The 12531-nt window shown below is 71.4% G+C and carries 9 protein-coding genes; 3 read left to right on the top strand and 6 right to left on the bottom strand.

The window, feature by feature from the left end; genetic code table 11:
• Positions 1–421: 421 nt before the first annotated feature.
• The gene (locus ACIBK9_RS13695) at positions 422–1861 is read left to right on the top strand and encodes a hypothetical protein (protein WP_397158002.1); all 1440 of its coding nucleotides are present in this window, start codon (positions 422–424) and stop codon (positions 1859–1861) included.
• A 239-nt stretch (positions 1862–2100) separates the two neighbouring features.
• On the opposite strand, the gene ACIBK9_RS13690 is transcribed toward ACIBK9_RS13695, so the two are convergent.
• Positions 2101–2790: a DUF4097 family beta strand repeat-containing protein gene (locus ACIBK9_RS13690; protein ID WP_397158000.1), complete on the bottom strand. Its 690-nt coding sequence runs from the start codon at positions 2788–2790 to the stop codon at positions 2101–2103.
• Between the two features lie 375 nt (positions 2791–3165).
• A complete protein-coding gene (locus ACIBK9_RS13685) occupies positions 3166–7134 on the bottom strand; it encodes a S8 family serine peptidase (protein ID WP_397157998.1) in 3969 nt (1322 codons plus the stop codon).
• Between the two features lie 177 nt (positions 7135–7311).
• Between ACIBK9_RS13685 and ACIBK9_RS13680 the strand changes: the two genes are divergently transcribed.
• Positions 7312–8304 carry a helix-turn-helix domain-containing protein gene (locus tag ACIBK9_RS13680; protein ID WP_397157996.1) on the top strand — a complete coding sequence of 331 codons (993 nt, stop codon included), beginning with the start codon at positions 7312–7314 and terminating at the stop codon, positions 8302–8304.
• Here ACIBK9_RS13680 and ACIBK9_RS13675 read toward each other — a convergent pair.
• Positions 8301–8495, bottom strand: a complete 195-nt coding sequence (locus ACIBK9_RS13675; RefSeq protein WP_397157994.1) for a hypothetical protein — start codon at positions 8493–8495, stop codon at positions 8301–8303. The two genes, ACIBK9_RS13680 and ACIBK9_RS13675, sit on opposite strands and share 4 nt — an antisense overlap.
• A gap of 33 nt (positions 8496–8528) precedes the next feature.
• On the opposite strand from ACIBK9_RS13675, the gene ACIBK9_RS13670 reads away from it, so the two are divergent.
• Positions 8529–8954 carry a hypothetical protein gene (locus ACIBK9_RS13670; protein WP_397157992.1) on the top strand — a complete coding sequence of 142 codons (426 nt, stop codon included), beginning with the start codon at positions 8529–8531 and terminating at the stop codon, positions 8952–8954.
• Positions 8955–9001: 47 nt separating this feature from the next.
• Here ACIBK9_RS13670 and ACIBK9_RS13665 read toward each other — a convergent pair whose 3' ends face one another.
• From ACIBK9_RS13665 to blaOXA, 3 genes are all read right to left on the bottom strand, one after another.
• Positions 9002–9883: a PaaX family transcriptional regulator C-terminal domain-containing protein gene (locus ACIBK9_RS13665; RefSeq protein ID WP_397157990.1), complete on the bottom strand. Its 882-nt coding sequence runs from the start codon at positions 9881–9883 to the stop codon at positions 9002–9004.
• Between the two features lie 467 nt (positions 9884–10350).
• A complete protein-coding gene (locus ACIBK9_RS13660) occupies positions 10351–11598 on the bottom strand; it encodes an MFS transporter (protein WP_397157988.1) in 1248 nt (415 codons plus the stop codon).
• Entirely contained in the window at positions 11595–12467 is an 873-nt protein-coding gene (gene blaOXA / locus ACIBK9_RS13655) for a class D beta-lactamase (protein WP_397157986.1), read from the bottom strand. Before blaOXA ends, ACIBK9_RS13660 begins: the two co-directional genes overlap by 4 nt.
• Positions 12468–12531: the final 64 nt, after the last annotated feature.

Raw genomic sequence — 12531 nt, 5'->3', positions numbered from 1 at the left:
GATCCATGAACACCTGTTCTGCTGCCCATGATTCACCGGTGACGACGAACCGTTCAGGACGGAATTTCGGAGACTTTATCGCATCGCGTTGCTCGCTGTCAGCCCGATGATGAAGGTGCCCCGAAGGGCGCCTCTCACCTGCGGCAATTCGGTCCGGCAATCTGTCTGTCGGGCAGAGTTCCGCGGTCGCGCGACCACCGGCATCCATCCTCGCGTCGAGTCGAGGCGAACTCTCGCCGGTCGATTTCCGTTCCTTGTGTCAAGTGATCATCATGGCTTATGGTGTTCGGCGTCCGGCGGACGAGCCGATAAGGGAAACGGTGAGGCGAGGGCCGGGAAGAGGCTTCGTCCTGCGCGTGCCACAGGCTCGGCCGGCCGGAGAGACTCTATTCATCGCCGAATACCACGGGGACCCCCTCATATGTCACCTCAGCATTTATTCCGGCCGCGCCGCTTCCTGGTCAACCGCCTGATCAGATGGGGCGGCGTTTCGGCGGCCGTGGCGCTCGTCGCCTCGGTCATGGTGGCCGGCGCGGACGCGCGGAACGTCCGGGCCTCCGCCGTTCAGGACGCCAGCTTGATGGCCGTGACCAGCGGGAACACCAGCTTCGCCACGCCGACCGCGTCGGCCAGGCCGACCCGCAAGCGCAGGCCCACCCACAGGCCCACCGCCACCCCCACCGCGAAACCGACGAAGACTCCCGCCCCGTCGTCCACCCCCACGAAGACCGCGACACCGCCCCCCACGAAGACCGCGACACCGACCCCGACCAAGACCGCGACGCCGACCCCGACCAAGAGCCCGACGTCCACGCCCATCAAGACGCCGACCGCGTCGGCGTCGCCCGCGACCGGCTCGGCCATCGCGGCGCGGCCCAACGACGGCTCGGGGTACTGGCCGGACTTCTCCAACACCGGCTACTCGCGCACCCCCGCGAACGCCGGCGGCCTCGGGCTGGGCGCCTATCCCGGCAAGCTCGCCGACTACGCGTCCGGCATGAGCCCCGACAAGCCGTTGCGCGTCGAGTATCCCGACAACAGCGTCATCTCCTTCAAGCGCTTCACCGCCTCGAAGGTGTACATCTACGGTGACAATCTCACGTTCGTGGGCTGCCTGTTCGAGGGCACGAACCCCAACGACAACCTGGTGCAGATCTACTCCGACACCAACATCAAGTTCCTCTACTCGACGTTCAAGCCCAGCTCCTACACCATGCCCCCCGGCAACGACGGCAAGGTGTCGTCCGCGCACGCCAAGCCGGGCACGCCGTTCGACAAGTCGTGGCAGCTCATGACGACGATGAAGGAAGCCGTCGCGGTCATGGACCACAACGACATCTGGGGCAACGCCGGACTGATCATGGTGACCGGATTCCCCGGCCGACCTTCGACATGGACGAACAACTACATCCACGACATGGCCGACACCGCACGCGACGTCTATCACCATGACGGCATCGGCCCGCAGAGCGAGGGCGACGGCGGCCACATGATCGTCAACCACAACACCCTGGCGTCCCTGGGCAACACCAACGGCCTGGCGCTGCAGGGCAAGGGCGTCTACCAGGACGTCTCCGTCACGAACAACTACATCTCCGGATGGGGTTACGCCCTCAGCATCGGCACGGCCGACAACGCCAAGAACATCACAGTGTCGGGGAACGTCTTCTCGGCCGAGCTCGACCAGCTGCACGGCTTCCTGTACGGCGGCATCTGGGGCGGCACGGCTCGCGGTTCCACATGGCGCGACAACCGCATCCAGGCGCGCACCGGCGACGGCAACCGCGGCTACACGCCGGCCGACAACGCCAAATACCTGTGGCCGGTCGGCACCGCCCACGCCACCGACTACACCGGCTGACTCACTGCGCCCGGCCCCCGCCCCCTCGGCAGCGGCCGGCGGCGGACGGCGCCGGGCGCGTCTCATCCTGCGGGCCGCAACCTGGCAACCGTCCGCGCGGCCGCGGCCGGGACGTTCGCGGGGGTGCCGGATACCCGGCGCGAGACAGTGGCGTTCGCGGGGGAGCCGGTTACCCGGCGGGGACAGCGACGTGCACGAGGGTGCCGGTTACCCGGCAGTGGCGTGCGCGGGGGAACTGGTTACCCGGTGGAGACAGTGATGTCTCCGGAGCCCGTGGTCAGTGACATCTTGCGCGGGGAGGAGCCGTCCTTCTTGACCGAGACGCTGGCGTCCCCGGAGGCCGTGCCGGCCTTCACGTCGAAGGTCTCGTCGGGGACGGTGAGCACGACGTCGCCCGACCCGGCCGACAGCTCGACGCTCTCCGGCGCGACCGCGTACCTCAGGGTGACGTTGCCGGATCCCTCCTTGACCAGGAGCTTCTTGCCGCCCAGGCCGTCACCCTTGATGTCGCCGGAGCCGGCCTCCAGGTCCAGAGGGCCGGTGAGCGACCTCAGCGTCAGATCACCCGAGCCGGCGTCCAGGTCGACCGGCACCCCCTTGGGGACCTCCACCTGGTACTCGACCCCGCAGGTTCCCCACGACTTCTCGCAGTCGTAGGAGACGGACAGCGTGCCGCCCTCCACCTTGTGTGCGGCCCGCGGCTTGTCGTTGCTCCAGTAGAGCCTCTCGGTCACGCTGACATAGGCGGCATCCGACTCGGTGACGGTCACGTTCCCGCTGCCGCTTCTGAGGTGAAGCCGCTGCACCTTCTCCTTGACCTGGTACGTACTGGTCTCCTCGTTCTTCGGTTTGCCGATGGCGTCCAGGCCGCACCCGGTCAGGAGCACCGCGGAGGCCAGCAGGCCGCCCGCGATCGCAGTGATCTTCATGCCGTCAATCCTGTCGGGCTTCCCCGCGGCCTGCATCAGGGATGCCCCCGACAGGTCCCCGGGAGAACCCTCACCTCCGACGCCCCCCGAATGCGCCCTGTCCGTCCGCCGGGCGGGGGCGTCACCACGGTCAGCGTCAGCGGAGGTCGCGGAGGAGGGCGCCGAACAGCGTCGCCGCCGCCCACACCTCGTCGATCGTGGCCGCCTGGCACGGTCCCGGCGCGCCCGGCCGGTCGGCGAGCGCGCGGAGCACGAGATCGCCTGGGAGCCCAGGTCGGATGGTGACGCCCGTCGCGCTGCGGGGCGACGGGCGTCGGCTCGGTGAGCGGGAACGCAGGTAGCGGGGGCAGAACGGGCCTGCCCCCGCTACGGCGGTCACTTCACGGAGTAGGCGTCGGTGAGGACCTGCTGGACGGCGTTGCCGTCCCTGTCCTTCGCCTCGACCTTGATCGAGATGCCGCCCGGACCCTCCGGGTTGTGCACGAGCACCTTGTCGCCGGTCACTGCCGTGGCAGGCGTCCAGTGCGCGCCCTTGTCGCCGGAGATCCAGACTCCGCGCAGCGACGGCGACCTGCCGCCCACGGGCCTGACGGTGAAGGCGAACGACCTGCCCGCCTGGACGGTGTCGTCCTCCGGCAGCCCGAGCCCGTACGTGAGGTGGATCAGCGGCGCCTGGGCGCAGGGCTGCTCGTCACCCCACAGCACCGTGTCCAGGCAGGGCTGCGGGGCGCTGCCGCCGGTCGGGCGGGCGGACCGGAACGTCCAGGTGGTCTCGACGCCGGTGCCGGAGTGCTTGCCGGCGAAGCCGTCCCGCCACGAGGCCGTGAGCCGGTACGCGCCCGGCCCGGCGGGGACGGTGTAGTAGGACAGGCCCAGGTCGTCGTACTGTGGCTTGACCTCGGCGGCGCCGCTGAACAGGTGGAGCTCCTCGGTCCCCGGCGCGCCCTGGTACAGGTGGCTCGGGTCGGAGGCGTCGGAGTAGTAGCCGAAGCCGAGCGAGCTGAGCGCGCGCAGCCGCAGCCGGTCGCCCTGGCGGCAGCCGTCGCAGTAGATGGCCGGGGTGACCCAGTCCGGCAGGTTCGGGCCGGGGGCGAACTGGGCGGGGACGATGGACTCGTTCCAGTCCTCCCGCTCCTTGGCGGCGCCGGCGAAGCCGCGCAGTGAGGTGGCGAAGCGGGCGCCGCCCGAGGCGGGGTCGATGAAGGCGTACTCACGCCCCCACAGCACGTCCGGGCCGGGCGCGTTGTAGTACTCGGTCCTGGTCGCCGGCCCGGCGAAACTGTGCGAGCCGCGGATGCTGAAGCGCTGCTCGGGCGAGTAGGTGTGGTCGACCTCGATGAAGTTCGCGTCCGGCCCCCACGTGCCCGCCGGCGGCGGGAACTGCGCGTGGTAGGTGGTCTCGACCTCGGTGAGGTCGCGGGCCTTCGGGGCGACGTTCAGGCGGCCCGCCGTGGTGCCCTTCAGGTAATAGGCCAGTTTGTACTCGAACGGGGTGGTGGGCGTGACGTGCAGACCGGCGCTCGGGTACGGCTTGCGGGCCAGGGCCCTGCCGAGCCGGTCCGCCTCGCCGCTGTCGATCCACAACACCGGGATCTTGTTCTGCGCCGCGTACGCGGGGTCGTGCAGCAGCCAGGCGAACCGGTCGCTGGTGACCACGCCCGCGGCCCCCGCCTTGATGGCCAGGTCCAGGTCGGCCAGGAGGAGTTCGAGCGAGTCCCTGGCGGGGAGGAAGACGAGTTCGCCGCGCGCGTCCGCGCCGCCGCGCAGGTCGTCGCCCGTGGTCAGGTTCAGCCGCCGGTCGGCGGTGAACTTCGGCACCAGCGCGTCGTGCTCGCTGATGTAGCGGGGGTTGAGCCGGAGCCCCGGCACGGCCAGCTCGACCTCCGGAGCGCGGCGGATCTGGTCGAAGAGCACCGTGGAGGTGCCCACCGCGGGCGCCTTCCGCACCCGCGTGACCCAGTACTGGCCCCGGTTGACCGGCTCGTAGCTCAGCAGCGACGCGCTCGCGTACATCTGGCCCGAGGCGGTCGTGCGGACGGTCATCACGTTCGTGAACACCGGTTCCGACGGGCGCGGCGTGCTCACCCGGATCGGCTCTGCGTCGGTCGCGTCGAGGGTCACCGTGGTGTCGCCGTCGAGCTTGACCTCGGGGGCGAGCAGCGCGGCGTACTGCATCTGCCGGTCAGGCTTGGTGAACCACGAGGGGGTGGCGGTGAGGGAGTAGACGCAGCCGTGCGCGAGCTTGAGCTCGGTCTCCAGCGTGCCCGGCGTGCCGGTGGTCCGCCAGGCCATGGTGTCCGTGGCCATCGGCTCCCCTTCGAGGAGCGGGTCGGTGTCGCTGACCCGGACGGCGGTCAGCACGTTCTGCAGCACCGTCCAGTCCGGCCTGCCGACGAACCTGACGCGCACGGTGTCCGTCCTGGCGCCCTTGCGGAACGCGATCGGCGCCGTCAGGCGGGTCGTGCCCGCCGTGGCCATCAGGCGGCCCTCGTACCAGCCCGGGTCGCCGAGCGTGGGCTCCACGGTGAGGTCCGCGCTCGCCGACCCGCCCGCGGGGACGGTCAGCGACGACGGGCTGAGCGTGGCCATCCCGGCGGGCGCCTGGGCGTCGCCGCGCTGCAGCGTCGTGGACAGGTTCAGCGTGACCGGTTCCCTGCCGGTGTTGCGGAAGGTCACCTTCCTGGTCAGCGTCTGGCCGGTGTACGGGTCGCTGAAGCCGGCGTGAACCGTCGCCAGGTCGTCGAAGACCTGCTGGGTGACGGCCTGCCCGATGTCCAGCCGTCCGGAGCCCTGGTCGTAGACGGGGTCCTCGCCCGGCTTCGCGGTGCCCGTCAGAGCGGTCTTGAGCTGCTCGGACGTCCAGTCGGGGTGTTGCGCGGCCAGGATGCCGGCGGCGGCCGCGACGTGCGGGGCGGCCATCGAGGTGCCGGACGCCGCGGTGTAGTCGTCGTCGATCGGGCCGCCGCCCGGGATGCTGCTGCCCGAGCCCAGCGAGGTGCCCGCCGCGCGCGCCGCGACGATGTTCACGCCGGGCGCGGTGATCTCCGGCTTGATCGCGAAGTCGCCGCTCAGGCGCGGGCCGCGGCTGGAGAAGGAGGCGACCTTGTCGGCCGGGTCCACCGCGCCGACGGTGAGCGCCGAGGTCGCCGCGCCGGGCGCGCCGACGGTGAACCGGCCGGGGCCCGAGTTGCCCGCCGCGACCACGAACAGCGTGCCGTACCGGGCGGTCAGCTCGTCGGCCGCCTGGCTCAGCGGGTCGGTGCCGTCGGTGGGTGTCGAGCTGCCCAGGCTCATGTTGACCACCCGGACGCGCTCGGCGGCCGCCTGCCACTGCATCGCCGCGATGATCTCGGAGTCGCTGCCGCTGCCGTTGTCGCCCAGCGCCTTGGCGATGACCAGCCGGGCGCCGGGGGCGACGCCCTTGTACCTGCCGTTCGAGGCGGCGCCGCTGCCCGCGACGATGGAGGCCACGTGGGTGCCGTGGCCGACCCGGTCGGTGACCTCGTCCGGGTCGCCGCCGCCCGGGCTGCCCTCGGGGACGAAGTTGCGGGCCGCGGCGATCCTGCCCTGCAGGTCGGGATGCGCGGTGTCGATCCCGGTGTCGATGACGCCCACCTTCACGCCCGTGCCGTCGTAGCCGGCCGCCCAGGCGGTGGGGGCGCCTATCTGCGTGTTGCTGACGTCGTCGAGCGCCTTGACCTTGCCGTCGAGCCACACCTTGCGCAGGCCGCCCGCCGAGGACCTGTCGGCGCCGAGGCCCTGTTCGCGTCCGAGGGACTGCCAGAACGCGGCGGCCTGCTTCTTGTCCACCTTGATCGCGGCGCCGTCGATGCTGTCCAGCACCATCGGCCGCGCGCCGCCCTTCAGCGCTCTCGCCTTGTCCGCCAGCTCGCCGGCCTTGGTCTCGGGCGGGTACTGGACGATGAGAGGGATCTGTGCGGACTTGGCGTCTCCGTACCCGTTGGCGGCCAGGTAGTCGACGTTGAACAGTTCCTTGTCAAGGATGCCCTGGGTGACGTAAGGCCCTGCGTCAGCGGGGATCACGTAGTAGCCGTGGTCGTCCTGCCGGGCCTGGAACGTCCGCACGTCGCGGCCGTCGCCGGGGTCCAGTGTGGCCGACGCGTGACCCTTGCCGTCGTTGGCGTAGGTGACGGTGTCCCCGGTGATCAGCGTGATCCTGACCGGTGGGGTGCCGGTCACCCGGGCGTCCGCCTTGGCGGGCGCGGGTGACGTGGTCGTCGCGGCGGCCGATCGCGGCACCGCGACGAGTGGCCCGGCGAGTGGCACGGTGAGTGCGGCTGCGAGTAAGGCCACGAGTCTGCGGCGCCGAAGGGTGGACAGCATGCGCACAACTCTCTCCAGACTGAAAGATCGGCCACCGTCGCCCGTGCGCGATGGAGATCGTTTCCTCGCTGACCTAATCTGGGATTCAGTCAGGACACAAGGGTGCCGAACGGGCCAGAACCCGCCAGGTGGCGGTAAACCGCCGCCCTTGTCGCCGGGAGAACGGGGGAGCCGTCGATGCTCGAAGCGATCGGCCTCTCACCGGCCGAGAGCCGCCTGTACGCGACGCTCGTCGAGAACCCGCGATCGTCGGCCGACGAGCTCGCGGCGCTGTGCGGAGTCTCGCCGCTGATCGCGGGCCGCACGCTGGCGGCCTTCGCGCGGCGCGGCCTGGCCAGCAGGCTGCCGGGCCGCCGCGCCCGTTACGTCGCCGTCGCCCCCGACATCGCCATCAGGCCGCTGCTCGCCCGGCACGAGGAGGAGCTGCACCAGGTACGTACGGCCATCCACGAGCTGACCAGCTCGTTCAACCTGGCCTCCCGCTACGCGACGCATCCGGCCGAGCAGGTGGAGGTCATCACCGGGACCGACAACATCATCAACCGGGCGTACGCGCTGCAGGACAGCGCCCAGGTCATGTTCCGCAACATCGACAAGCCCCCGTACGCCATGCGCGGGCACGGCGACAACGTCGCGCGCGAGCGGCACATGCTCAGATCGGGCATCGACTACCGCACCGTGTACGACCGGGAGGCCCTGGCGGTCCCCGGCAAGTTACGCCTCATTCAGGACTCCATCGCCCACGGGGAGAAGGCCCGCGTGGTGGCCGGGGCGGCGGCCAAGATCTGGATCGCCGACGACGCGCTCGCGCTGATCCCCATCCGCAACGGGTCCAACTCCATCGACGCGGCGTTCATCCTGCACCAGTCGGCCCTGCTGGACGCGCTGATCGCGCTGTTCGAACTGGAGTGGCACCGGGCGTTGCCCCTGCGCGCGGCCCCCCGGCCCGCCACGCGCACCGCCGAGCCCGCCGAGCCCGCCGAGCTCGACGAGGTGACCAGGGAGCTGCTCGGGCTGCTCGCCGGTGGCCTGACGGACGAGGCCATCGCGCGGGCCCTGGGGCTCGGGCTGCGCACCGTGCAGCGCCGCATCCACGCCGTCATGCGCGACCTGAACGCCGTGACCCGCTTCCAGGCGGGTCTGGAGGCCCGGGAACGCGGCTGGATCTAGCTCCGCGCGCGACCCCGCGGCCAGGCGTCCGGGCGTCCGGGGCGTCCGGGGCGTCCGAGCAGCATGACGAGCAACCGGACGGCCGAGACCGCGCCCGTGGCGGCGCTGAACAGGGTGAACCAGAACCAGAAGGAGCGCCAGGCGGCCGGGATCGGCAGGAGCGCCGCGACCACGATCGGCAGGCCGAGCACCAGCAGGCGCAGCCGGCGCTCGTCCTTGAGCCGGTGGCCGGACGCCGCCGCCGGGCGCAGGCCGCCGACGTTGCCAGACGCCAGGCGCGCAGCGCGGTCACATGGAGCGCGACGACCATCGCGAGCCCCGCCAGCTGCGCCCATTCGAACGCGTCGGCGCCGGTCGGCGAGCCGTACAGCACGGCGGTCGAGCTGAACGGCACCGTGCTCGCCACAGGGGCGGCGGACGGGCGGCCGGCGACCGTCCTGGCCCATCTGGCGGGTACGTCGCCGCTGCTCCAAGGCATGGCCGAGGCCACGGGCGGGCCGGCCGCGCTGGGCCTCGCGCGGCTGATCGACGATCCCGGGGCGCGGCCCGGCGTCCATCCGCCGGAGGCGGCGATCGACCACGAGCGGTTCTTCGCCGACCTGGCCCGGTGGACCGGCGGCTCGGCGCGGGTCGCCGTGGAGACGGCGTGACGGCGTGACGGCGTGACAGCGTGACGGCGTGACGGCGTGACGGCCCGTCAGGCGCCCGCGGCCAGACGGCTCAGGCCGCCGTAGAGGCCGAACAGGCGGACGGCGCCGGCGTCCTTGCCCGTCTGCTCCTCCAGCAGCGACCAGCAGCGCGCGGCCAGCGCCCGGGCCCGGGCGCCGGGCCAGGGCCGGGGCAGCAGCTCGGGGGGAAGCAGCGGGTCGGCCTCCATCGCACGGGTGAACTCCGCGGCCAGCTCCACCGCGATGGTCAGCCGCCGCGGCTCGGACGATCCGGACTTGCCTGACGGCTCGGCGTGCTCCTGGAGGAACCGGAGCCGGGGCTCGGCCACCGCGGCGAGCCGCTCGTAACGCCCGGCGATCTCGCCCAGCGGCCACATGGCCCGGGCGAGCGCGACGGGATCGCTCTCCTCGCCCCGGCGCAGGTCCCGGGTGGTCAGGAAGGTGACGTGGCCGAGGACGTCCAGGCGGCGGGCGTGCTCCTCGACGTAGGGCTCCCACGGATTGGCGCTGACGTACAGGCCGCCGTGGACGGGGGCGCCGCCCAGCAGGGTGAGCGCGGCACGCAGCGCGTCGCGCGCGGGCCGGGCGCTCTCCGGGACGGTGAAGGCGACGAGATGCCAGGCGCCGTCCCAGGGGGCGAGCCCGGCGTCCTGGCGGTAGGCGTGGGTGACGAACTCGACGTCGAGGCCCATCGCGCGTCCGGTGCTGCCGGTGGCGCGCAGGATCGCCTTGCGCCCCCGCCCTTCCTGGACGAACCGCCCCTCGGCGACCAGCCGTTTGATGCACAGGCGGACCTGCTGGTCGTTCATGTCCAGCAGGTTGGCGGTGGCGTAGAGCTCGCCGGCGTCGACCGTGAGATCGGTGCGGACGAGCGCCTCGACGAGCATCCGGGTGGGGACATGGACGTCCATGCCGACTATCGTATCGAGTCCGATCGTTATGCCGATGACCCCGGCCACCGCGTCCAGCAGGGTGCATCACGCCTCCAGACCCGGTCGGCGATCACTGCTCCACGTGCGGACGGCCTTCCGCCAACTGGTGAATCCAACCCGCGTACTGCAACCCGCCTCGTCTATCGGGACACCGCACGACCCGCGGTCCCCGGCGGGGTGGCAGACCTCGAACGTCGCTGTCGGTGAGATGCGACAGATGTCCAGCCCCAGCAACCACTCGACCTTCGGTGAGACACCGTAGTGGTCATCAACCTTCGATGACAATGCTCAGTTTTCGCTGCGACCACGCCGACTCCGGGACCAGGCGACGAGCTGAGGAAGCTGCGCAACCAAGAACAGCTTCAGCTCTCTGCCTCAAGATCCTTCTCAGCGCCGACGGCTGTCCACCGGTTCCTCAACCCCGGCGATGGCGACGGTCCCGCCGATCATGACCTCGTCGCGTCGCGGACACCGTCCCTGAGCCCTGCGGCGCGGCTGGGGGAGCGGCTGGGGGAATCGTCGGTCCTGGCATCGTCGATCGCCTGCTCAGGCAGCGGACGGACGCAGGCCGCAGCGGCGCAGGCGGTCAACGTCAGGATGACCAGTGCCGCCGTCGCGCCGCCTGGTCCCCGGTCGAACAACCCGCCCACCGCTATGCCGCCGGCGAACGCGACCAGGCCCGACAGGAACGTCTGTACGCCCAGGTACGCCCCGAAACGCGTCGGCGGGGCGAGCCGGGCGATCGTCTGGAACACCGCCGGCTGCAGCAGCCCGTCGGCGAGCCCGTGCAGCACGGCCACCAGCACCAGGCCTGGCAGCCCGGTGCCCGCGCCGGTCGCCAGCAGCAGATGGCCGCCCGCGGCGAGCAGCAGTCCCGCGCGCAGCACGTGCGGTCGGTCGGCGCGGCCGGGTACCGCGCACCACGGCTGGACCGCGGCCGACACCATGGCGAGCACGCAGGAGAACAAGGTGACCGCTGTCGAGTCCGCGCCGCCGAGCGGTACGACCACCGACGACTGGTCGGTCAGCAGCATGGCGGGTGCCGACACGGCCGCGAACCCGACGAAGACCCGGTCCCGCAGTACCGTTCGCACCCCGGAGACGACTCCGTGCGGCACCCGTACGCGCGGGACGTGCCGCAGGAGTGAGAACAGGAACGCCGCCACGCCCCACAGCGCTGCCGCCGTCAATGCCACCAGCCAGTAGCCGACGTTCAGCAGCGCCAGCCCGAGCACCGGGCCGGCCACCGCCGCGACCTGCAACGTCATCGCGTACGCCGCGTATCCGCGCGCCCTTCGCCGTTCGGCGAGCCCGGCCAGCAGCGACTGCGCCGCCGGGTGGAACAGCGCCCCGCCCGTGCCCAGCAGCACCACGGCGACGATCAGCCAGGGCAGGCTGGACACAGTGCCCAGCAGGGCGAACCCGGCCGCGCGCAGCAGGCACGCCAGAATGCCCATCCGTACCGGGCCGAGTACGTCCACCAGCACGCCGACCGGCAGGGAGAGCGTGTGCTGCACGAGATTGCGCAGCGCCAGCACCAGGCCGATCCCTCCGGCGGCCAGTCCGAGGTCGGCTCGCAGGTGCAGGACGACGTGCGCCATGGCCGCGAAGTAGCCCAGCGAGATGGCCGCCTGAACGGTGACGACCACGGTGACCGTGCGACGGTCACCGTGGTCCGAGGTGGAGACGATCACGCCGCGGGCAGGACGTTCAGCCGGTACAGCAGTTGACGGGCGAGCGTGGCGCGCTTGGCGGCGTCGGCGTCCTTGGCGATGTCCATGTTCAGCGCGAAGGTGTACAGGCGGCCGCCGCGCTCGACCCAGCCCGTCCACCAGCCGGTGCCGGGGTTGGGGGCGTTCTGCCAGCCTGACTTGGCGTACAGGGCGTACCCGTTCTTCTTCTCGATCAGGATCAGGTCCTGGACGGCACGCTGGTTCGCGCGGGAGGCGGGCAGGCGCAGGGCGGCCAGCCGTTCCATGAACCGGGTCTGCTCCACCGCCGAGATCTTCAGCGGGCCGTCCAGCCAGAACCGGTCGACCACGGTCCCGGTCTGCTGGTTGCCGTAGCCAAGCCGGTGCAGCCACTGACGTTCGCGCGTGAGGCCGATGCGGCGGGCGATCACCTGGAACGCCGCCGCGTTGGAGATGTGCACGGCCTCCCGCATGGTCATGTCCTTCTCCCACTCGGGATACGGCTGCGGCGTGCCGTCCCAGGGGATGACCTCGTCGGGGCTCTTGACCGCGCCCGTCTCCAACGCGACGAGCGCGTGCGGGACCTTGAAACTGGACGCGGGCACCATCGGCGTCTCCGCGCGCCGCCGGTCCACCACGGTCGTCGTCTTGGACGACACGTCCAGCAGCGCGAACGTGCCCCGTACCCCGGCCGTGTCGAACACCGTGCGCAGGTCGTCGCGCACGGTCGTTCCCGGCCGCACCTCGGCAGCCGCAGTGGCGGCGCCGGCTGCGGCGGTGGCCGCGTAGGAGGGAGTACCGAGGAGGGTGAGTGAGGTGACCACGATGACGCCCAGCCCCGAACGGAGGGCCTGGGGGATTGCCTTCTTCATGCGCAGAGGAGATCACGGGACATCTGAACTGTCCAATATCGATATCAATGGACGACCGATATTC

Origin of the sequence: Nonomuraea sp. NPDC050227 (assembly GCF_044459705.1) — a bacterium.
Lineage (GTDB): Bacteria > Actinomycetota > Actinomycetes > Streptosporangiales > Streptosporangiaceae > Nonomuraea.
Note: the sequence above shows the minus strand (reverse complement) of the source record. Positions and strands in the feature narration are given on the sequence as shown.

Coding starts and splice junctions, on each gene's coding strand:
- ACIBK9_RS13685 (WP_397157998.1), bottom strand. CDS start 7,134: ATGCTGTCCACCCTTCGGCGCCGCAGACTCGTGGCCTTACTCGCAGCC.
- ACIBK9_RS13695 (WP_397158002.1), top strand. CDS start 422: ATGTCACCTCAGCATTTATTCCGGCCGCGCCGCTTCCTGGTCAACCGC.
- ACIBK9_RS13680 (WP_397157996.1), top strand. CDS start 7,312: ATGCTCGAAGCGATCGGCCTCTCACCGGCCGAGAGCCGCCTGTACGCG.
- blaOXA (WP_397157986.1), bottom strand. CDS start 12,467: ATGAAGAAGGCAATCCCCCAGGCCCTCCGTTCGGGGCTGGGCGTCATC.
- ACIBK9_RS13690 (WP_397158000.1), bottom strand. CDS start 2,790: ATGAAGATCACTGCGATCGCGGGCGGCCTGCTGGCCTCCGCGGTGCTC.
- ACIBK9_RS13665 (WP_397157990.1), bottom strand. CDS start 9,883: ATGGACGTCCATGTCCCCACCCGGATGCTCGTCGAGGCGCTCGTCCGC.